The organism is Streptomyces sp. NPDC051217 (assembly GCF_044455465.1).
Classification (GTDB): domain Bacteria; phylum Actinomycetota; class Actinomycetes; order Streptomycetales; family Streptomycetaceae; genus Streptomyces.
Window position 1 is genome coordinate 88,644 of the sequence record NZ_JBITEV010000010.1, and the last position, 20,212, is coordinate 108,855.

A 20,212-nucleotide genomic window follows, 5' to 3' on the forward strand; every position below is an offset into this window, starting at 1 on the left:
GATTAATGGCGTTTCCTGAGCTTTTCCTGAGAACGGGCGAACTTATTCGACGAAGAGGCCCCGGGCGGCCGCCCGCCCGTCGAACTCCTCCAGGCGCGCCTGCGCGTCCGGCAGGTCGTCGCACATCGCCTCCAGCAGCACCCGGCCCAGGAGCATCGGCGCGCACGCCGTGTCGAAGGCGAGGCCCGTGCCGACGGCCGCCGGGATCAGCAGGTCGCTGTGGGAGGCGACCGGCGCGAAGGCCGAGTCGGCGACCGTGACCACGAACAGCCCGGCCGCGCGCGCGTAGTCCAGCGCCTCCACGACCTCCTTGGGGTGGCGCGGCAGCGCGAAGCAGAGCAGGGCGCTCGCGCCCGCGCGCCGCGCCGCGTCGACCCGGTCGGCGAGCATCGTGCCGCCCTCGTCGAGGAGCCGGATGTCGGGATGGACCTTCGCGGCGAAGTAGGCGAAGCCCTTGGCCTGGGCGGAGGCGGCGCGCAGACCGAGGACGAGCAGCGGGGTGGACGCGGCGAGTACGCGGCCCGCCCGCTCGACGGGCCCCGGGTCGGCGAGCAGGTCGGCCAGCTGCCGCAGATTCTCCACCTCGGCGTGCACGGCCTGCTGGTACTCGTTGTACTCGGACTCGCCCGCGCCCCGGTCGGCGGGCGCGACGTCCCGCAGGTGCTTGCGCAGCGCCGGGTAGCCGTCGAAGCCGAGCGCGACGGCGAACCGGGTCACCGACGGCTGGCTGACCCCGGCGAGTTCCGCCAGCTCGACGCTGGACAGGAACGGCGCGTCGGCTGCCCGGCGCACCATGCTGTGCGCGATACGCCGCTGGGTGGGCGTGAGCCGGTGGCCCTCGAAGAGCTCCTGGAGCCGAGCGGCCGGACTGTCGCTCACGCGATCCCCCTCGTCGTGCCTGTCATGCCGGTGCCACCCACCGGGCCCGTACGTGTCATGTCGTCAGCCGTGCCGGCGAGTTCGTCGAGCAGCCGCGCCGCCGCCGTCACATCATCGGTCAGCGGCCGGTCGGCGATCTCCGCCTCCAGTACGGACTCGGCCAGCGCGAAGGCTCTGCCGACGGGCAGTCCGGCCTCGGGCCTGAGGCCGCGCTGGCGCAACGCCCTCACGGCGGCGACGAGTTCGCAGCCGACGACCAGACGGTACGGCTCGCACGCCCGCAGCGTCTGGAGCGCGGCCAGCGACGCGAAGCTGGCCTGCTCCTCCACGCCACGGGACAGTACCGCGTGCCCGAGCGAGGCCGGCGCCGAGAACGCGCGCAGGTCACCGAGGGCGGCCCCGGCCGCGTACTCCAGGATCATCACGCCGGAGCTCGCGGGCTCGGCGTCGGCGAGGAAGGGCCGCAGGCGGGTGAAGGCCGGCTCGTTCAGCGCCGAGAGCCGGGAGGTGGAGAGCCTCGCGGTCTGGACGACGGCGAGCCTGAAGTGGTCGAGCGCCAGGGCAAGTTGGGCGAGGTAGAAGCCGCCGTGGTGGTACGCGGCGGGCGCCAGGTCGTCGTCCGTGCCCGGACAGATCAGCGGGTTCTCGGCGGCGGAGTTGATCTCGACGGCGAGCGCGCTCTCCAGCGCTCCGGCGGCGTCCCGCGCCGGTCCGTGGATCTGGGGGACGCAGCGGAAGCCGTACGGGTCCTGGATGCGGCCGAGCGGCGGGGTGGGGCGTTCGGGGGCGCCGAGGATGTGCCGCATCCGGGTGGCGACGGCGTACGACCCGGGGTGCGGGCGCGCGGCGTGGACCGGTTCGGCGTACGCCTCGTAACTGCCGTCCACGGCGAACAGCGAGAGCGCGGCGACGAGTTCCGTGGCGGCGATGAGCCGCCCCAACTCGTCCAGCGCGAGGGCGGCCTGACCGAGCGTCAGAGCGTTGCTGCTGATGAGGGCGAGGGCGTCGTTGTTGTCGAGAGGCCCGGACTCGGGCGGCCGGCCGCCCTGCCAGGGGTGTTCGCCGACAAGGGCGAGGCCCAGTTGGGAGAGGGCGGCGATGTCGCCGGTACCGACGGAGCCGAACTCGTTGACGACGGGGTGCGCGCCGGCGGTCAGGGCGTCGCAGAGGGCGGTGACGACGGTGGGGCGCAGTCCGGCGCCGCCGGCGAGGAGCTGGTTGGCCCGGACAGCGAGCATGGCGCGGACCTCGCGGGCGGGCAGGGGACGGCCGATCGCGCCGGCGTGACTGCGCAGCAAGCGCAGTCCGTGGTCGGCGGCGGCGTCGGAGGGGACGGTCTCGGTACGGTTCGCGCCGACGCCGGTGGAGCGGCCGTAGACGCGGCCGGACGCGGCGAGTTCGCGCGCGCTGTGCCAGGACTGCTCGACGCGCTTCATGGCGTCGGTGCCGGGCACGGGGCGGGCGGTCCCCTCGGCCAGCCGGACGATGTCGGCGACCGGGAGGCTCTGTCCGTCGAGGACGACGAGGGCGGGCCGTACGGCGGCGGGGTCGTCCGGCAGGTCGTACGGCGACTCGCACGGCACATGGTCCGCCATATGGGGCACCCCTTCGGAACGTGGCAATCCGTTCAGCCGATCGCCGGCGCGCGTGGCGTACGAAACGTACGACACGTCGGCGCGCACCGCCGGGTGTCCAGGCTGGGGCCATTACTCATGTCATGAGATTAGCGGTCATTTCGACCGGTGGCGTAACGGGCAGATCCCGACCCGCGGTCAGGTGCCCCGGAGGCAAAGAGGGGGGATAGCCCCACTGACCGGGGTGCCCGCGCCTTCGTACCGTTGTCGCCATGGAAGCCCGCGACCCTGAGCTCAAGAAAGAGCTCGACGCCACCCTTCAGGCCCGCCGAGAGCTGGGGCCCGAGTACGAGTCCGCGCTCATCGAGTCCTTCCTGGAGAAGCTCGATCAGCGCCTCGACCACACGACCGACCGCCGTGTCCGGCGTCAGCTCGCCGAACAGCAGATGGTCGTCGCACGCGGCGCCCGCCCGCCCAGTACGGAGGAGTCGTTCGCCGAGCGGTACGGCTTCGGCATCATCTCGCTGGTGCTCGCCATCCCGCTCTCCGCGATCGCCGTCGTGCAGGCGGACTTCGCGGGGCTCTGCGTGGCCTGGCTGGGCATCGTCGGGGTGAACGTGGCCCACGTGGCCGACGGAATGCCCTGGTCACGCCGGCGCGCCGACCGGCCCAAGCAGTCCTCCGACTGGGAGGACTGACCCCGCACAGCACGACGGCCGGTCCGCGGGCGGACCGGCCGTCGTGGCACGTCGTGGAAGAAAGATGTGGCGGGGACCGCCGCACCCCCGTTTCCGGAGGGCGGGACGACGGCGGTCCCCGCGAGGGTCCCGGGCCGGGTCAGTACCGGCACCGCTTCCCGGTGGCGTCCATGGGTCCGGGAGCCGCTCCGGAGATCACTGACGCCGACGAGAACTACTGTGGCCGAGCCGTGTTAAGCGCGTACTGCGCGTAGATGTCACGCCGGTACCACTTTCACGAAGCCGCCCGCGGGGTCCCGGCCGGGCGCCGGTCCAGGGGGTCGCGGGCCCGCTCCGGGCCCGCTCGGACACCGCCTACTTGGCTTCCTTCGCGAGGAACGCGAGCAGGTCCTGCCGGCTCACCACACCCGTCGGCTTGCCCTCCACCAGCACGATCGCAGCGGCGGCGGCGTTGGCACCGCTCAGCGCGGTCATCAGATCGGCCACCGGCTCCCCCGAGCCGACCTGCGGCAGCGGCCCCGACATGTGCTTCTCCAGGGGGTCGCCGAGCGAGGCCCGCCGGCCGAAGAGCGCGTCGAGCAGGTCGCGCTCCACGACGGAGCCGATGACCTCGGCCGCCATCACGTCCGGGTGGCCGGCGCCGGGCTTCACGATCGGCATCTGCGAGACGCCGTACTCGCGCAGGACCTCGATCGCCTCGCCGACCGTCTCCTCGGGGTGCATATGAACGAGCGAGGGAAGGAGACTGCCCTCCTTGTACCGCAGGACGTCACCGACGCGCGGGGCGTCCCCGGCCTGCTCCAGGAAGCCGTAGTCGTTCATCCACTCGTCGTTGAAGATCTTGCTGAGATAGCCCCGGCCGCTGTCGGGGAGCAGGACGACCACCACGTCGTCCGGGCCGAGCCCCTCGGCGACCCGCAGCGCCGCCACGACCGCCATGCCGCAGGAGCCGCCGACCAGCAGGCCCTCCTCCTTGGCGAGGCGTCGCGTCATCTGGAAGGAGTCCTTGTCGGACACGGGGACGATCTCGTCCGTGACGGTCCGGTCGTACGCGCTCGGCCAGAAGTCCTCGCCGACGCCCTCGACCAGATACGGGCGGCCGGAGCCGCCCGAGTAGACGGAGCCCTCGGGGTCGGCGCCGACGATCTTGACGCGCCCGTCGCTGACCTCCTTCAGATACCGGCCGGTGCCGCTGATCGTGCCGCCCGTGCCGATGCCGGTGACGAAGTGGGTGATCCGCCCGTCCGTCTGCTCCCACAGCTCGGGACCGGTGGTCTCGTAGTGCGAGCGCGGGTTGTTCGGGTTGCTGTACTGGTCCGGCTTCCACGCACCCGGCGTCTCGCGCACCAGCCGGTCGGAGACGTTGTAGTACGAGTCGGGGTGCTCGGGGTCGACCGCCGTGGGGCAGACGACGACATCCGCGCCGTACGCCCGCAGCACATTGATCTTGTCCGTGGAGACTTTGTCGGGGCAGACGAAAATGCAGTGGTAGCCCTTCTGCTGGGCCACGATCGCGAGTCCGACGCCGGTGTTCCCGCTCGTCGGTTCGACGATCGTGCCGCCGGGCCGGAGTTCGCCGCTCTCCTCCGCGGCCTCGATCATGCGCAGGGCGATCCGGTCCTTCACCGAACCGCCCGGATTGAAGTATTCGACCTTGGCCAGAACTGTCGCCTGAATGCCCGAGGTCACATTGCCCAGCTTCAGCAGCGGGGTATTGCCAACCAGACTGATCATCGAGTCGTGGAATTGCACCGTTGTCTCCGGGGTCTCCGTGATGGTCCGGCCAGCGTATGCGCAGGCGTAGGAGATTGGGCCACGGCCGTTACGGGGCAATTACCTCTTGCTGGTCTTATTGCGGTGTGTGAACGGCTACAGCGTGTGAACGGCTACAGGGAGGTGACCCGGACTGTGTCGAGAGCGAGAGTGGCACGGCGGATCGCGGCGGGCGCCGCCTACGGCGGTGGGAGTGTCGGTCTGATCGGTGCGGCCGGAGTGGGGCTCGTGCTGGCCGAGGTCCAGCTGGCGAAGCGGTCCGTCGGCGGCGGCAGGGCGCCGGTCCCGCCCCGGGGCAACGGTTGGTACGGGCTGGCGTACGGACACACCGACCCCCTGCGGATGGGCGTCCTCGGCGACTCCACGGCGGCGGGGCAGGGCGTGCGGCGAGCGGGCCAGACACCGGGGGCGCTCCTCGCCTCGGGTCTGGCGGCGGTGGCGGAGCGCCCGGTGGACCTGCGGAACGTGGCGCTGCCGGGCGCGCAGTCGGACGATCTGGAACGGCAGGTGACGCTGCTGCTCTCGGACGCGTTCCCGGCCCCGGACGTGTGCGTGATCATAATCGGGGCGAACGATGTCACCCATCGGATGTCGGCCACCGCCTCGGTCCGCTATCTCGCGGCGGCGGTACGGCGGTTGCGGACGGCGGGCTCGGAGGTCGTCGTCGGCACGTGTCCCGACCTGGGGACGATCGAGCCGGTGTATCAGCCGCTGCGCTGGCTGGCCCGCCGGGTGAGCAGACAGCTGGCGGCGGCCCAGACGATCGTCGCGGTCGAGCAGGGCAGCCGTACGGTCTCGCTCGGCGACCTGCTTGGGCCGGAGTTCGAGGCGAATCCCCGCGAGATGTTCGGCGCCGACAACTACCACCCGTCGGCGGAGGGGTACGCGACGGCGGCGATGGCCGTCCTGCCGACGCTCTGCGCCGTGCTGGGTCTGTGGCCGGAGACGGACCATCTGGACTCCGCGCGCGACGAGGACATGCTGCCGGTGGCGAAGGCGGCGTCGGCGGCAGCGGCCGAGGCGGGCACGGAGGTCACGGGCGCACGGGCGCCGTGGGCCCTGCTCAAGCACCGCAGGCGCCGGCGCCTGCCGGCGGCGGAACCGACCCAGACGGAGCCGGCGGCGCCCCCGCCCACACCGAAGGAGGGTGCCCGCCGCGCCTGACCCGCCGACCGGGCCCCGTCCGCCGGGACCCTCCCCGGCGGAGCCTGCACGACGGACGGACCGCACCGTGCGGCTGCCACGACGGACGACGGGGTCCGTCCCCGGGACGAGGGCCTCACGACGGCCGAACCCCGTCCCCGGCGCCGTACCGGCTCGCGGTCCGGCGGGAGGGGCCGGGCTCGACGGACGGGCCCTGCGGTGGACGCCGGACACGCGGGCCCGTGGTCCGCGGCGGGACGGGCCGTGCGGTGCACGCCGGACGCGCGGGACGCCCCCGCGGTCCGCGCCGGGCCGGCGGTGCCGTCACGTTCGGCGCGTGAGGACCACACTGGATCTCGGAAAGCACACTGCGGCCCTCGTCACACGACGGGCCGGGTGACCCCGCGCCGTACGTGCGGGTAACTTCACAAGACGGCACTACCGCCGTACCGCACCCGCCCCACTGGAGCCGTGATGCCCGAAGCCGTGATCGTCTCTGCCGCCCGCTCCCCCATCGGCCGGGCCTTCAAGGGCTCCCTGAAGGAGCTGCGGCCCGACGACCTGACCGCGACCATCATTCAGGCCGCACTCGCCAAGATCCCCGAGCTGGACCCGCGCGACATCGACGACCTGATGCTCGGCTGCGGTCTCCCCGGCGGCGAGCAGGGCCACAACCTGGGCCGGATCGTCGCCGTACAGATGGGGATGGACCATCTGCCCGGCTGCACCATCACCCGCTACTGCTCGTCCTCGCTCCAGACCTCCCGCATGGCGCTGCACGCCATCAAGGCGGGCGAGGGCGACGTCTTCATCTCGGCCGGTGTCGAGATGGTGTCCCGCTCGGTCAACGGCTCCAGCGACGGCGCGCCCGCCCACAACCCCCTCTTCGCCGAGGCCGAGGCCCGTACCGCCACCGTCTCGGCCTCCGAGGGCGCCGACTGGCACGACCCGCGCGAGGACGGTCTTCTCCCCGACGCGTACATCTCCATGGGGCAGACCGCCGAGAATCTGGCCCGGCTCAAGGGCATCACGCGCCTGGAGATGGACGAGTTCGGCGTCCGGTCGCAGAATCTCGCCGAGGAAGCCATCAAGAACGGCTTCTGGGAGCGCGAGATCACCCCTGTCACCACCCCCGACGGCACCGTGGTCGCCAAGGACGACGGCCCCCGCGCCGGCATCACCCTGGAGGGCACCCAGGGCCTCAAGCCCGTCTTCCGCCCGGACGGCCTGGTCACGGCCGGCAACTGCTGCCCGCTCAACGACGGCGCGGCGGCGCTCGTGATCATGTCGGACACCAAGGCGCGCGAGCTGGGCCTGACCCCGCTGGCCCGCATCGTCTCCACCGGTGTCTCCGCCCTCTCGCCGGAGATCATGGGGTACGGCCCCGTCGAGGCCAGCAAGCAGGCGCTGGGCCGCGCGGGCCTGGGCATCGGTGACATCGACCTGGTGGAGATCAACGAGGCGTTCGCGGCTCAGGTCATCCCCTCCTACCGGGGCCTGGGCGTCGACCTCGACAAGCTCAACGTCAACGGCGGCGCCATCGCCGTCGGCCACCCCTTCGGTATGACGGGTGCGAGGATCACGGGCACGCTCATCAACGGGCTCCAGTTCCACGACAAGCAGTTCGGCCTGGAGACCATGTGCGTCGGCGGTGGCCAGGGTATGGCGATGGTCATCGAGCGGCTGAGCTGAACCCGGTCGAGCCCCAGTCGTGACTCAATCTCCCCCAGGATGTGACCTACCTGCTGGGGGAGACCCATTTACGCTGGTCGCGGCGGCAATGGGGCTGATCATAAGGTCGAAAGACCTGTCCAATTCATGACGTAATGCACTGCCGACGTGCGCGCCCCCACGACAAGCTGATGTAGGAAGTCGGGGGACCATTGAAGACCGGGAGTAAGTCAGTGAGCGCCATGTCTATTGCCCTGCTGCTCACCACGGCCGCCGCCACGGCCGTGGGCGTCGCCGCCCTGCACGCCGCACACGGGCTACGGCGAGAGGTCACTGCCCTGCGCGGCGAGCTGTCCCTGACCAACCAGGGCGGCCGCGGCGCCGCCGTACCGCAGGCACGCTCCGGCGAACCGGCACCGGCCGCCGCCACCTCCACCGAGGACATACGGCTCGCGGTGGCCGAGGCCCTGGCCGAGGAGCGCGAGCGGGAGCTGGCCGAGGCGCGTGCCTTCTGGGCCGCGCAGGAGGCCCGCGACGCGACCGACGCGCCGTCGCTGCTGGGCGGCCTCACCGGTCCCGGCGCCGACGACGGACCGTTCTACGTGCCGCGCCAGGCCGACTTCGTGGGTCTGGAGGCGCTGGACCTGGACGCCCTCGACCGTGCGGACCGCGCCCGCCGTGCCACCGACGACGACTACGACGACCTCGCGGAGCTGGCGGAACTCGCCGAGCTGCGCGAGCGCGGCGACCTGGGCGCCGACGCCGCCGAGCTCGGTGAGTACGACGACCTGGAAGACCTCGGGGAGTACGGGAACTTCGACGGACTGCCCGAGCTGAGCGAGGTGAGTGAGGTCAGCGAGGTCGGTGAATTCGCCGAGGACTCCCCGGAGCTGGCGGCCGCCCGCCGCAGGCACCCCTCGCACCCGGACTTCGTGCCGGTCCGCACGCCGGTCGTCACCGACCACGAGCGCACGGTCGCGCGGCTCGAAGAGCTGGCCGACGCCCGTACCGCGCTGGCCGACGTCCGCCCCGGCCCGCTGGGCACGCTCGACGTGTACGTCTTCACGGACGGTACGACGCTCTGCATGACCCCGGGCCACCGCGAGACCGCGGAACGACTCGCGGGCGCGCTGCGCGACGGCGGTACACCGTTCCTGCTGGGCGGCTCGGGCATCTCGGGGGCGTACGCCCTCACGTTCTCGTGCGGCGTGCCCGCCGGCGCGTGCGACGGCACCGGCGCGGAGAACACGGGTGCGGCGGACGAGGACGTCCCCGCCGACGACCACATCTACATCCTCGCCGACCGGGTCATAGCTTCGCTCTAGCCACCGCCCGCTCGACAGCCCGCACGGCCTCGTCCAGTTCCGCCACGGACGGGGCCGTTCTCAGTGCCTCCGCCAGGTCACCCGCCGCGACGGTGAGTTGGTCGGCGACAACGAAGACGCCGGCGTCCGGCATGATTCTCGGCGGCTCGTCCGGGCCACCGTCCGGGGCCTCGATGCGTTGAGCACGTACGGACAATTCCCTGGCCAGAGCGAGCCCTTCGGCCGCGGCACCGCGCTGCAACCTGCTCTGCGGGGCTGCCCGCAGCCGGTCGGCGAATCGGTCCACGGCGGCTGTCAGGCGCGTCGTATCAAGCACGCCGCGACCCTACGCGCCTCCCCCGCACTGTTGCCAACGGGCGAACCCTCAGGCACGGTGACGTGAAGGACCAGTACGCGCGAGCTGCCTCCGGAGGCGCCGATGTCCCTTGTTTTCTCCGAAGAGACCCACCGCAACCTGCTGTCCCGTATCCCACAGTGCACAGGTCGCGAGATCTCCGACTGGCTCCGCGCGGTCGACGAAGGTCCCGCCCTCGTCCGATTCGACGAGAAGGTCGCCTGGCTCCGCGGCGAGCACGACCTCGCGTACGGGCACGCCAAGGCGATCATCCACGAGCACGACCTGAGGCGGGCCGCCCGCCGTCTGGGCTGACCACACCGGGCCGGCACCTATGGCGAAGGGGTCCACGGGCTGTCGCCCATGGACCCCTTCGCCGTGTCGGTCACACGCCCTGGGACACGGCCTAGTCGTTGCCGCTCAGGATCGAGAAGAGCCGCAGCATCTCCAGGTAGATCCAGACCAGGGTCATGGTGAGGCCGAAGGCCGCCATCCAGGACTCCTCGCGCGGCGCGCCGTACGTGACGCCGTCCTCGACCTGCTTGAAGTCGAGCGCCAGGAAGCACGCGCCGAGGATGATGCCGATCACACCGAAGAGGATGCCGAGACCGCCGCTGCGGAAGCCGAGGCCGTCACCGCCGCCGAAGACGCTGAACAGCAGGTTGGCGACCATGAGGAGCACGAAGCCCATCGCGGCGGCCATCACGAAGCCGTAGAAGCGGCGCGTGACGCGGATCCAGCGCATCTTGTACGCGAACAGCACACCGGCGAAGACCGCCATCGTGCCCATCACGGCCTGGACGACCACGCCCGGGGAGAGGTACGTGCTCACCGCGCTGCTGATCACGCCGAGGAAGACACCCTCGAACGCGGCGTAGCCCAGGATCAGCGCCGGGACCGGCGTGCGCTTGAACGACTGGACGAGCGCGAGGGCCAGGGCGACGAGGGCCGCGCCGATGGCGATGCCGTACGACTTGCCGAGGTTGCTCTCGTCGACGGGGAGCAGGACCCAGGCCAGGACGGCCGTGAGGACGACCGTGCCGAGCGTGGACGCGGTGCGCGTCACGACGTCGTCGATCGTCATGACCCCGGCGCGGGCGGGCGCCTGGGGGCCACCGTACTGACCGTCCGTCTGCGGGGCGTAAGGATTGGCCGCGTACGGGTTGGTCGCGTACGGGTTCTGCGTGCCTACGGCGGGGCCCCCGGCCTGCGGCGCCGCGTTGAAGCCCGCTTGGCCGTTGTCGCGACTGAAGCCCCGTCGCGAGAAGACCGGGTTGCTGCTCCTCATCTCACTCCTCCATGGCGGCCACCCTGCGCGGCCTTGGGACAAGAGTAATGCGGGAGCAAAAGGAACACCCTAGTGCCCTGGGAGGATCTTTCCTCGATCGTGACGCGACGGGTTCCGGCCCCGGGCCGCCAGGGCGCCCCGGGGCCCCGTCCGGTGGCGGTTCCTCGACCGTCCGGGGCCTTTGCGACGGCTCCCCGGCGGTCCTTCGGCGGCGGGGTGCCGGAGCTCTCGAATCAGCTGTTTGACGCGCACTCGACAATGTGATCATGGGGCCTGAGCTGCGGATTCACCGCGTTTCCGAGCTGACTATTCGTCAAGAGTGCTTTTTCTGCGAAGAGTTGGTCGCAGAAGGCGATCTGCAGGCACGTTTCAGCAATAGTGTGCCTCAGAGGCAAAAAGCTGGGGGCAAATCGATCTTCGCAGGTCAGCACGCGTTCAGAGAGTGTGCCCGGAACCGGACTTGAACCGGTACGCCCCAATTGGGGCAGCGAGGTTTAAGCTCGCCGTGTCTGCATTCCACCATCCGGGCGTACGCGGCTCCGCGTTGGCTCACGAGCCTATCCGGGAGGACCCCTCGGACGGCCGAGTACTCAGCCGATCCTGTCTGATTTTATTGGCACCTGAGGGAGTGTCAGCCCTGGTAACACGCCATCGGCACATGCCGGAAGCAGGACGAAGGTCTTGATACGGACCTTGCGATATGACGGAAACTCGCCGCTCTCTGTCTACTATTCGCCACTCCCCGCACACGGATTGCGCACAGGCGTCGACGGTGTGACCGGGGGATGACGGGAGTACTTGAGTCAGGGTCGACGTCATACCGGAGGAGGACGGAGCGGCCTCCCGGTCCGACCCGAGATGGCCCCAGGAACGGGCATGCGGGGTGACGACCCGCGCCCGTACGGCGGAGAGGATGAAGTCAATCCGCCAGACACTCCCCGCTAGGAGCCCCTCCCGTGACGACCATGCCTCTCCTCCACCGCGCCAGCGCCGTGGCCGCCCACGCCTCCGGCTTGTCCAAGGTCTACGGGCAGGGCGAGACGCAGGTGGTCGCCCTCGACCAGGTCACCGTCGACTTCCGGCAGGGTGAGTTCACCGCGATCATGGGCCCGTCCGGGTCCGGCAAGTCGACCCTGATGCACTGCGTGGCCGGGCTGGACAGCTTCACCAGCGGCTCGGTACGCATCGGCGACACCGAGCTGGGCGAGCTCAAGGACAAGCAGCTCACCCAGCTCCGCCGGGACAAGATCGGCTTCATCTTCCAGGCGTTCAACCTGCTGCCGACGCTGACGGCCCTGGAGAACATCACGCTGCCCATGGACATCGCGGGCCGTAAGCCCGACAAGCAGTGGCTCGACAACGTGATCTCGATGATCGGTCTCAAGGACCGGCTCCACCACCGTCCCACCGCGCTCTCCGGCGGCCAGCAGCAGCGGGTGGCCGTGGCGCGCGCCCTGGCTTCCCAGCCCGAGATCATCTTCGGTGACGAGCCGACCGGAAACCTCGACTCACGGGCCGGCGCCGAGGTGCTGGGCTTCATGCGCAACTCCGTACGGGAGCTGGGCCAGACCGTCGTCATGGTCACGCACGACCCGGTGGCCGCCTCCTACTCCGACCGGGTGATCTTCCTCGCGGACGGCCGGATCGTCGACGAGATGACGCACCCCTCCGCCGAGGGTGTGCTCGACCGTATGAAGGCCTTCGACGCCAAGGGCCGCAGGAGCTGACCTCCGCCGCCCGGCGCCCCTGACACTCTCCCGCCGCCCGCGGCGCGGTCCCGGCACGTCCGCCCCCGCCGCTCTCCGGCCCACCTGCCACGCCGCCCTTCGGCCCCCGGTCCGTCCCTCGCGACGCCTCCGGTCGAGCCGTCCGTTAGCCCTGCCCACTTCGTCTGGACTCCCACCATGTTCCGTACCGCCCTGCGCACCGTGCTCGCGCACAAGGCCCGGCTGCTGATGACCGTGCTCGCCGTGATGCTCGGCGTGGCCTTCGTCTCCGGCACCCTGGTCTTCACCGACACCCTCGGCAACGCCTTCAACAAGCAGTCGGCCAAGAGCTACAAGGACGTGGCCGTCTCCGTCTCCACCTACGAGACCAACGAGCCTGGGGCGGACGGGAAGAAGCCGGAGCCCGGACTCAGCCCCGAGACCCTCGACCGGATCGGCGCCGTCGACGGCGTCCGGACCGTCACCGGCCGGGTCGACGGCTTCGCCGGCGTGGCCGACCCGGACGGCAAGCTCATCGGCAACGGCTGGTCGAACACCGGCACCAACTTCTCCCCCGCCGAGAACGGCGAGGACGCCGCGTACGACTTCACCGACGGCGCGGGCCCCACGGAGGCCGGCCAGATCGCGCTCGACAAGTCCACGGCGTCCAGGGGTGAGTACAAGGTCGGCGACCCCGTGCGCGTCTCCACCAACGGGCCGGTGAAGGAGTACACCCTCTCCGGTGTCTTCACCACCGAGGACGGCGCGGTCAACGCGGGCGGCAGCCTGGTGCTCTTCGAGACCGCCGTCGCCCAGAAGCTCTACCTGGAGCCGGGCTTCTTCCGGGACGCGACCGTCACCGCCGCTCCCGGCGCCTCCGACAAGGAGATCCTCAGCAAGGTCGAGCCGCTGCTCCCCGAGGACGCCGAGGCCCAGACCGGCACGCAACTCGCCGAGGAGCAGGCGAAGCAGATCGAGAGCGAGCTCAGCGGCATCAACCAGATGCTGCTCGCGTTCGCGGCCATCGCGCTCTTCGTCGGGATCTTCCTGATCTCCAACACCTTCACCATGCTGGTCGCCCAGCGCACCAAGGAGCTGGCGCTGCTGCGCGCCGTCGGTGCCTCGCGCCGCCAGGTCAAGCGCTCGGTGATGGCCGAGGCGCTGGTCGTGGGCCTTGTCGCCTCCGCGATCGGCTTCGTCCTCGGTATCGGTCTCGCCGTCGGACTGCGTGCGGCCATGGGCTCGTTCGGCGCGAAGGTGCCCGCCGGTCCGCTGGTGATCAGCCCGGTCGCCGTCGCCGCCGCCTTCGGTGTCGGCGTGGTGATCACCCTGATCGCCGCCTGGCTGCCGTCCCGGCGGGCCGCGAAGATCCCGCCGGTCGCCGCCATGAGCAGCGTGCACGCCGTGGCCACCATGAAGTCGCTGGTCCTGCGCAACTCCATCGGCGCCGTGTTCACCCTCATCGGCGCCGCGGGGATCATCGGGGGCGCCGCGGTCGGGAAGGACGGCAAGCTGATCATCGGCGCCGGTGCCTTCTTCTCGCTCGTCGGCATCATCGTGCTGATCCCGCTGCTGTCGCGCCCTGTCATCGCCCTCGTACAGCCGCTGCTGAACCGGGTGTTCGGCGTCGCGGGCAAGCTGGCCGGGCTGAACTCGGTGCGTAACCCGCGCCGTACGGGCGCCACCGCGTCCGCGCTGGCCATCGGCCTCACGCTGGTCACCGGCCTCACCACCGTCGGCGTGACGCTGGGCCAGGCCATCGACAAGATGACCACGGACAACATCAAGGCCGACTACATGATCACGATGGCCAGCGGCCACGGTCTCGACGAGTCGGCGGTCACGGCCCTGGAGAAGGCCCCGGGTGTCAGCGCGGCCTCCCCGCAGCGTTCGTCGTGGCTGACGATCGACGGCGAGGGCGCCTCCACGTCGGCTGTGACGCCCGGCGACATCGAGCGGGTCCTCGCCATGAAGACGGTGACCGGTTCGCTGGACACACTGAGCGGTGACGCGATCGCGGTGGACTCGGAGACCGCCAAGTCGCGCGGCTGGAAGACCGGCGACACCGTCACGGTGGAGTACCAGGACGAGAAGACCGCGCGGCTGAAGGTCGGCGCCACCTACGAACAGAACGAGTTCATCTCACCGGTCCTGATCTCCACCGATCTGGTGGGGCCGCACGAGGCGGACCCGCACACGCCCGAGGTGTACGTGGCGATGGACGGCGGCATGACCGAGGCCAACGAACAGGCCCTGGTGGACGCGCTGGGCGACAACCCCGCGATCAGCGTGAACGACCGCCAGGACATCAGGAACATGTTCGGCGGCATCATCAACACCGCGCTGAACGTGATGTACGGACTGCTGGCGATGGCCCTGATCATCGCGGTGCTCGGTGTCGTCAACACCCTCGCGATGTCCGTCTTCGAGCGTCAGCAGGAGATCGGCATGCTCCGGGCGATCGGCCTGGACCGCCGCAGGGTCAAGCGCATGATCCGGCTGGAGGCCGTGGTGATCTCGGTCTTCGGCGCGGTGATCGGTGTCGGGCTCGGTACGTTCCTGGCCTGGGCGATCGGCGAGACGATCCGCGAGTCGATCCCGGGGTACGCGCTGGTCCTGCCGTGGGAGCGGATCGGGATCTTCCTGGTGCTCGCGGGGCTCGTGGGTGTGCTGGCGGCGCTCTGGCCGGCGCGCAGCGCGGCGAAGCTCAACATGCTGACGGCGATCAAGACCGAGTGACCCCGGCGCCGCGCCGGCGCGGACAGGCCCCCGGGGGCCCCGCACCCCCGGGTGCGGGGCCTTCGCCGTGCCGGCGTGGATGAAGCGCGTGCGTGGCGCGTGCGGCGAGTGGCTCCGTGACTCGTGTCAGCGCCAGGTGCGGGTACGCAGCGCAAGACCCGAGACGCCCGTCTCGGCGGGCTTCACCGCCAGGATCTGGTTGACGCCGATCCTGTTGTGCTCGAAGGAGAGCGCCGACGCGGCCATGTAGAGGCGCCAGACGCGGGCGCGGCCGGGTGAGGTGGCCCGTACCGCCTCGGGCCAGTGCCGCTCCAGATTCCGCACCCACTGACGGAGCGTCAGCGCGTAGTGCTCGCGCAGGGATTCGACGTCCCTGGCCTCGAAGCCCGCCTCCTCCAGCGTGCCGACGGTGCGGCCGAGCGGGGCCAGTTCACCGTCGGGGAAGACGTACGCGTCGATGAAGTCGTCGATCCGGTACGTGGATTCGTCCTTCTCGGGGCGGCGCCCGATCTGGTGGTTGAGCAGCCGGCCGCCGGGCTTGAGAAGGGCGAAGAGGTCGTCGGCGTACTCGCGGAAACGCTCCGACCCGACGTGTTCGGCCATGCCGATCGACGAGATGGCGTCGTACGGGCCGTCCCTGACGTCCCGGTAGTCCTGGACCCGGATCTCGATCCGGTCGGTGAGGCCTTCGCCCGCGATGCGCTTGCGCGCGAACGCGGCCTGCTCGCGGGAGAGCGTGACGCCGGTGACCTGGACGCCGTACTCGCGCGCGGCGTGTATGGCCATGGATCCCCAGCCGCAGCCGACGTCCAGCAGCCGCTCGCCCTCCTTCAGCCCGAGCTTGCGGCAGACGAGGTCGAGCTTGTCGCGCTGCGCGTCCTCCAGCGGGGAGTCCGCGTGCTCGAAGTAGGCGCAGGAGTAGACCATGGAGGGTCCGAGGACCATCTCGTAGAAGTCGTTGCCCACGTCGTAGTGGTGGCTGATCGCGGCCCTGTCCCGGCGCTTGGTGTGCAGCGCGCCGCTTCTGCGCCGTACCTCCTCGGGCGGCGGCGGGGGCGGCGGCCAGGGGCCGGCGATCTCCAGGAGGCGCTTGCCGGCGGCGCGCATCCGCGGGTCGCGCAGCGGGTGCACCGTCTCCTCGGCCTCGGCGCCGCGTTCCCAGAGAAGTCCGGCGATCCGGTCGAGAGTGGCGTACAGATCACCGTCGACGTCGATCTCACCGGCAACCCAGGCGCGGGCGAGTCCCAGCTCGCCCGGCTTCCACAGCAGTCGGCGCAGGGCCCGGCGGTGCCGGACGACGAGGGTCGGCGCGCCGGGCGGGCCCGACTCGCTGCCGTCCCAGGCGCGGATACGTACGGGGAGAGGGGCTCCCAGCAGTTCCTCGGCAAGAGTGGTCAGCCGCAGTGCGGCGTCAGCCATGGCGCACACCTCCGTGATGGTGGATCCCAGAAATGCTCAACAGATACGTAAACACCGCCGGTATGGAGTTGCAGTCCCGACAGCACGCAATGGGTGGGCAAAAATAGCTGCACCCGCCACGTATTTTGTGACCAAATCTGCCAGTGCGCACCCTTGCGTGCCTTGTCGTACCCACCTTGAGCGCCGGGCGCACGCGAAAGGGCCGCCCGCACCACGGATGGCGGGCGGCCCTTTCGGGTCGGTAAGGGCGCCTACGCGCCCCGGCGCGCGGTCAGGAAGCCTTAGCCCCTGTGCCGGCCTTGGCCTTCGTGGCCCCCGGCTCCGGGCCGGACTCCGGCTTCGGGGCGACGGCCTGACGCGCCGGGGCGGGCTTGGCCGCCTCGTAGAACTCCTCGCGCGGTGTCTCCATCGCGCCGAGGGAGACGACCTCGCGCTTGAGGAAAGCCGAGAGCGTCCAGTCGGCGAAGACGCGGATCTTACGGTTCCAGGTCGGCATCGCCATGCCGTGGTAGCCGCGGTGCATGTACCAGGCCAGCCGGCCACGGAACTTGATCTTCAGCTTGCCGACGACGACCATCGCGACGCCCTTGTGCATGCCGAGACCGGCGACCGCGCCCTTGTTGGCGTGGCTGTACTCCTTCTGCGGGAAGCCCCGCAGACCGGAGATCACGTTGTCGCCGAGGACCTTCGACTGACGCAGCGCGTGCTGGGCGTTGGGCGGGCACCAGGCGTTCTCGACACCGGCCCGGCGGGCGGCCAGGTCGGGGACCTGGGCGTTGTCGCCGGCGGCCCAGACGTGGTTGGTGCCCTGCACCTGGAGCTTGGCGTCGGTGTCGACGTGACCCCGCGGGCCGAGCGGCAGACCGTAGCGGGCGAGCGCCGGGTTGGGCTTGACGCCCGCGGTCCACACGATGGTGTTGGAGTCGGCCTCCAGGCCGTTGCCGAGCACGACACGGCCGTCGACGCAGGACTCCATACCGGTCTTGAGATAGATCTCGACGCCCCGGCTCTCCAGGTGCTCCTTGCCCCAGCTGCCCAGCTTCGGGCCGACCTCGGGAAGGATCTTGTCGGCGACGTCGACCAGCAGGAAGCGCATGTCCTCGCGCTTGACGCTCGTGTAGTACTTCGCGGCGTCGCGCGCCAGGTCCTCGATCTCACCGACGGTCTCGGCGCCGGCGAAGCCACCGCCGACGAAGACGAAGGTCAGCGCCTTGCGGCGGACTTCCTCGTCGGTCGTGGAGTCGGCCTTGTCGAGCTGTTCGAGCACGTGGTTACGGAGACCGATCGCCTCTTCGATGCCCTTCATACCGATGCCCTGCTCGGCGAGGCCGGGGATCGGGAAGGTACGGGAGACGGCGCCGAGCGCGACGATCAGGTAGTCGAAGGGCAGCTCGTACGCCTCACCGACGAGCGGCGAGACGGTGGCGACCTTGCGGTCCTGGTCGATGGTCGTGACCCGACCGGTGAGCACCTCGGCCTTGGGCAGCACACGTCGCAGCGGTACGACGACGTGCCGGGGCGAGATGCTGCCGGCCGCGGCTTCGGGGAGGAAGGGCTGGTACGTCATGTACGAGCGGGGGTCGACAACAGTGACCGTCGCCTCCCCGTAGCGCATCTTCTTCAGAATGCGACGAGCCGCGTACAGGCCTACGTACCCTCCGCCTACAACAAGGATCCTGGGACGCTCCGTGGTGCTCATGCCATCGAGTATCCACCTGCCGGGGAGGGGGTGCTCGTGAGCCCCTTCACAAGCCCCTTTCCCACCTCTGCTACACTGCGCGGCCCTCATGATCGACATCACCTGTCCGAAGCGGAACCATACGGCGCCGCGGGATGTTCCGCACCCCTCTTGAACTGGCCCTTGAGGTGTTTCACAGGGGGTGGACCAGCGGGCGGTTCACACGCCCGCAACGACGCCGGAACGACCCGTTGACCGGCCGTACAGAGAGGCCGGAACGGGGTCGGGCCTCCCCGGAGAGTGATGTGCGCCCAACCCCGCGTTTTTCCTTGTGAAGAACTTCACGAACTTCGTTCCGGGGTGAGGGCGGGAGGGGGTTCAGAGACCCCCGTAAGACCTCCGTAAAGGCGATCCGAGTGCTACTCCAACTCCTCCGCCGCGTGCCACGCGATGCCGTCGAGGATGTCGTGTTCGCTCACGACGACCTCCTCCGCGCCCGTCCGTTTCATGATCGTGAGCAGGATCAGCGCACCCGCCGCGATCACGTCGACCCGGCCGGGATGCATCACGGGGATCGCCGCGCGCTCGTCGTGGGTGGCCGACAGCAGCATGCCGGTGATCTCCCGGACCCGCTCGAACGGGATCCGGGAGTGGTGGATCGCCGCCGGGTCGTACTCGGTCAGGCCGAGCGCGATCGCCGCGACCGTGGTCACGGACCCGGCGAGACCGACGAGCGTACGGGCGTCGCCCAGCGGGACGCTCTCCTCGACCGTGTCGAGGGCGGCGTCGATGTCCCCGCGTATGGCGGTGATCTCACCGAGGGTCGCCGGACTGCTCGGGCGGTGCCGCTCCGTCATCCGTACGCAGCCGATGTCGACCGACCGCGCGGCCGTGACCCGGTCCGTCCCGACGACGAACTCGGTGGAGCCGCCGCCGATGTCCACGACCAGGAAGGGCTCGGCCAGATCGGTGCGGCCGGTCAGCTCCTTGGTGGCCCCGGTGAAGGAGAACTCCGCCTCCTGGTCGCCGGTGATCACCTCGGGTTCGACACCGAGGATGTCGAGGACGCCGCGTACGAAATCGTCGCGGTTCTCGGCGTCGCGGGACGCGGAGGTGGCCACGAAGCGGGTCCGGTCCACGCCGTGGCCCTTGATGATCTCCGCGTACTCGCGGCAGGCCGCGAAGGTGCGCTCCAGCGCCTCGGGGGCGAGCCGGCCCGTCCGGTCGACGTCCTGGCCGAGCCGCACGATCGTCATGCGGCGGTCGAGATCGACGAGTTCGCCGGTGGCGGGGTCGGCGTCGGCGACGAGGAGACGGATGGAGTTCGTCCCGCAGTCGATGGCCGCGACCCTGGTCATGCCGTGCCCCCCGCGTGCTTCTCCGCCGAGGCCCCGCCTTCGGGCTCGGCTTCGGGCTCGGCTTCGGGCTCGGCTTCTGCGGCTTCTGCGACTTCTCCGGGCTTTGTGAACGGGATCACACAGGGGCCCTTGCGCCACCACTCGGGCAGCATCGCCAGCGCCTCGTCCCCCAGCGGGTTCACCCCCGGACCCGCCGCGAGCGAGTGGCCGACCAGCACATGCAGGCACTTCACCCGGTCCGGCATACCGCCCGCGCTCGGGAAGCCCGGCAGTACCTCGATGGCGTCGCGGCGCGCGATGTAGTCCTCGTGCGCCTTGCGGTACGCGGCGGCCAACTCCGGGTCGGTGGCGAGACGTTCGGTCATCTCCTTCATGACACCGTTCGCCTCCAGCGTGCCGATGGCCGAGGCCGCGCGCGGGCAGGTCAGGTAGTAGAGCGTCGGGAACGGAGTGCCGTCCGGCAGCCGCGGGGCGGTCTCCACCACGTCGGGCTGCCCGCAGGGGCAGCGGTGCGCGATGGCGCGCAGACCGCGCGGGGGCCGGCCGAGCTGCTGCCTGAACGCCTCGACGTCCGCCTCGGTGGGCTCGGTGCGTTCTGTCTGCGGAGGGGGCGTTTGCATACCTGCG

At 70.6% G+C, this 20,212-nt stretch carries 16 protein-coding genes and 1 tRNA gene; 7 read left to right on the plus strand and 10 right to left on the minus strand.

Going from position 1 to position 20,212, the window contains the following annotated elements; all coding sequences use genetic code 11:
- Nucleotides 1-42 precede the first annotated feature (42 nt).
- Nucleotides 43-879 carry a MurR/RpiR family transcriptional regulator gene (locus ACIBBB_RS22435; RefSeq protein WP_398984601.1) on the minus strand — a complete coding sequence of 279 codons (837 nt, stop codon included), beginning with the start codon at nt 877-879 and terminating at the stop codon, nt 43-45.
- Complete coding sequence (locus ACIBBB_RS22440; protein WP_398984603.1) at nt 876-2,474, minus strand: aromatic amino acid ammonia-lyase; 1,599 nt, start codon at nt 2,472-2,474, stop codon at nt 876-878. The genes ACIBBB_RS22435 and ACIBBB_RS22440 overlap by 4 nt, the downstream gene beginning before the upstream one ends.
- A 251-nt stretch (nt 2,475-2,725) precedes the next feature.
- Between ACIBBB_RS22440 and ACIBBB_RS22445 the strand changes: the two genes are divergently transcribed.
- The gene (locus ACIBBB_RS22445) at nt 2,726-3,151 is read left to right on the plus strand and encodes a hypothetical protein (RefSeq protein ID WP_398984605.1); all 426 of its coding nucleotides are present in this window, start codon (nt 2,726-2,728) and stop codon (nt 3,149-3,151) included.
- Between the two features lie 354 nt (nt 3,152-3,505).
- Here the strand turns inward: ACIBBB_RS22445 and ACIBBB_RS22450 are convergent, their stop codons facing one another.
- Complete coding sequence (locus tag ACIBBB_RS22450; protein ID WP_398984607.1) at nt 3,506-4,903, minus strand: cystathionine beta-synthase; 1,398 nt, start codon at nt 4,901-4,903, stop codon at nt 3,506-3,508.
- A 171-nt stretch (nt 4,904-5,074) separates the two neighbouring features.
- Between ACIBBB_RS22450 and ACIBBB_RS22455 the strand changes: the two genes are divergently transcribed.
- The 3 genes from ACIBBB_RS22455 (at nt 5,075) to ACIBBB_RS22465 (ending at nt 9,063) form a co-directional block, all read left to right on the plus strand.
- Nucleotides 5,075-6,088, plus strand: a complete 1,014-nt coding sequence (locus ACIBBB_RS22455; RefSeq protein WP_398985000.1) for an SGNH/GDSL hydrolase family protein — start codon at nt 5,075-5,077, stop codon at nt 6,086-6,088.
- Nucleotides 6,089-6,541: 453 nt separating this feature from the next.
- Nucleotides 6,542-7,759 carry an acetyl-CoA C-acetyltransferase gene (locus tag ACIBBB_RS22460; protein WP_398984609.1) on the plus strand — a complete coding sequence of 406 codons (1,218 nt, stop codon included), beginning with the start codon at nt 6,542-6,544 and terminating at the stop codon, nt 7,757-7,759.
- 221 nt (nt 7,760-7,980) lie between these two features.
- Nucleotides 7,981-9,063 (plus strand): hypothetical protein, encoded by a 1,083-nt coding sequence (locus tag ACIBBB_RS22465; RefSeq protein ID WP_398985002.1) that lies wholly within the window; start codon nt 7,981-7,983, stop codon nt 9,061-9,063.
- Here the strand turns inward: ACIBBB_RS22465 and ACIBBB_RS22470 are convergent.
- The gene (locus tag ACIBBB_RS22470; RefSeq protein ID WP_398984611.1) at nt 9,047-9,379 is read right to left on the minus strand and encodes a hypothetical protein; all 333 of its coding nucleotides are present in this window, start codon (nt 9,377-9,379) and stop codon (nt 9,047-9,049) included. The two genes, ACIBBB_RS22465 and ACIBBB_RS22470, sit on opposite strands and share 17 nt — an antisense overlap.
- A 102-nt stretch (nt 9,380-9,481) precedes the next feature.
- Here ACIBBB_RS22470 and ACIBBB_RS22475 point away from each other — a divergent pair, with 102 nt between their 5' ends.
- Nucleotides 9,482-9,712: a DUF4287 domain-containing protein gene (locus ACIBBB_RS22475; protein WP_189109524.1), complete on the plus strand. Its 231-nt coding sequence runs from the start codon at nt 9,482-9,484 to the stop codon at nt 9,710-9,712.
- Nucleotides 9,713-9,803: 91 nt separating this feature from the next.
- Here the strand turns inward: ACIBBB_RS22475 and ACIBBB_RS22480 are convergent, their stop codons facing one another.
- Both ACIBBB_RS22480 and ACIBBB_RS22485 read right to left on the minus strand, forming a co-directional pair.
- Nucleotides 9,804-10,685 carry a Bax inhibitor-1/YccA family protein gene (locus ACIBBB_RS22480; protein WP_398984614.1) on the minus strand — a complete coding sequence of 294 codons (882 nt, stop codon included), beginning with the start codon at nt 10,683-10,685 and terminating at the stop codon, nt 9,804-9,806.
- 445 nt (nt 10,686-11,130) lie between these two features.
- Nucleotides 11,131-11,214: transfer RNA gene (locus ACIBBB_RS22485), tRNA-Leu, on the minus strand.
- Nucleotides 11,215-11,650: 436 nt separating this feature from the next.
- On the opposite strand from ACIBBB_RS22485, the gene ACIBBB_RS22490 reads away from it, so the two are divergent.
- Nucleotides 11,651-12,412, plus strand: coding sequence for an ABC transporter ATP-binding protein (locus ACIBBB_RS22490; RefSeq protein ID WP_398985005.1), 762 nt, complete (start codon nt 11,651-11,653; stop codon nt 12,410-12,412).
- 177 nt (nt 12,413-12,589) lie between these two features.
- A complete protein-coding gene (locus tag ACIBBB_RS22495) occupies nt 12,590-15,130 on the plus strand; it encodes an ABC transporter permease (protein WP_398984616.1) in 2,541 nt (846 codons plus the stop codon).
- Between the two features lie 126 nt (nt 15,131-15,256).
- On the opposite strand, the gene ACIBBB_RS22500 is transcribed toward ACIBBB_RS22495, so the two are convergent.
- From ACIBBB_RS22500 to ACIBBB_RS22515, 4 genes are all read right to left on the minus strand, one after another.
- Nucleotides 15,257-16,549, minus strand: a complete 1,293-nt coding sequence (locus tag ACIBBB_RS22500; RefSeq protein WP_398984618.1) for a class I SAM-dependent methyltransferase — start codon at nt 16,547-16,549, stop codon at nt 15,257-15,259.
- A 271-nt stretch (nt 16,550-16,820) separates the two neighbouring features.
- Nucleotides 16,821-18,248: an NAD(P)/FAD-dependent oxidoreductase gene (locus ACIBBB_RS22505; protein WP_398984620.1), complete on the minus strand. Its 1,428-nt coding sequence runs from the start codon at nt 18,246-18,248 to the stop codon at nt 16,821-16,823.
- A gap of 398 nt (nt 18,249-18,646) precedes the next feature.
- Nucleotides 18,647-19,585 carry an exopolyphosphatase gene (locus ACIBBB_RS22510; RefSeq protein WP_398984622.1) on the minus strand — a complete coding sequence of 313 codons (939 nt, stop codon included), beginning with the start codon at nt 19,583-19,585 and terminating at the stop codon, nt 18,647-18,649.
- Nucleotides 19,582-20,205, minus strand: a complete 624-nt coding sequence (locus ACIBBB_RS22515) for a DUF501 domain-containing protein (RefSeq protein WP_398984624.1) — start codon at nt 20,203-20,205, stop codon at nt 19,582-19,584. Before ACIBBB_RS22515 ends, ACIBBB_RS22510 begins: the two co-directional genes overlap by 4 nt.
- Between the last annotated feature and the right edge of the window lie 7 nt (nt 20,206-20,212).

What these genes read in the sequence shown, in the direction of transcription:
- ACIBBB_RS22440 (WP_398984603.1), bottom strand. Translation starts at nt 2,474, where the DNA reads ATGGCGGACCATGTGCCGTGCGAGTCGCCGTACGACCTGCCGGACGAC.
- ACIBBB_RS22445 (WP_398984605.1), top strand. Translation starts at nt 2,726, where the DNA reads ATGGAAGCCCGCGACCCTGAGCTCAAGAAAGAGCTCGACGCCACCCTT.
- ACIBBB_RS22460 (WP_398984609.1), top strand. Translation starts at nt 6,542, where the DNA reads ATGCCCGAAGCCGTGATCGTCTCTGCCGCCCGCTCCCCCATCGGCCGG.
- ACIBBB_RS22465 (WP_398985002.1), top strand. Translation starts at nt 7,981, where the DNA reads ATGTCTATTGCCCTGCTGCTCACCACGGCCGCCGCCACGGCCGTGGGC.
- ACIBBB_RS22475 (WP_189109524.1), top strand. Translation starts at nt 9,482, where the DNA reads ATGTCCCTTGTTTTCTCCGAAGAGACCCACCGCAACCTGCTGTCCCGT.
- ACIBBB_RS22480 (WP_398984614.1), bottom strand. Translation starts at nt 10,685, where the DNA reads ATGAGGAGCAGCAACCCGGTCTTCTCGCGACGGGGCTTCAGTCGCGAC.
- ACIBBB_RS22490 (WP_398985005.1), top strand. Translation starts at nt 11,651, where the DNA reads ATGCCTCTCCTCCACCGCGCCAGCGCCGTGGCCGCCCACGCCTCCGGC.
- ACIBBB_RS22495 (WP_398984616.1), top strand. Translation starts at nt 12,590, where the DNA reads ATGTTCCGTACCGCCCTGCGCACCGTGCTCGCGCACAAGGCCCGGCTG.
- ACIBBB_RS22500 (WP_398984618.1), bottom strand. Translation starts at nt 16,549, where the DNA reads ATGGCTGACGCCGCACTGCGGCTGACCACTCTTGCCGAGGAACTGCTG.
- ACIBBB_RS22505 (WP_398984620.1), bottom strand. Translation starts at nt 18,248, where the DNA reads ATGAGCACCACGGAGCGTCCCAGGATCCTTGTTGTAGGCGGAGGGTAC.
- ACIBBB_RS22510 (WP_398984622.1), bottom strand. Translation starts at nt 19,585, where the DNA reads ATGACCAGGGTCGCGGCCATCGACTGCGGGACGAACTCCATCCGTCTC.
- ACIBBB_RS22515 (WP_398984624.1), bottom strand. Translation starts at nt 20,205, where the DNA reads ATGCAAACGCCCCCTCCGCAGACAGAACGCACCGAGCCCACCGAGGCG.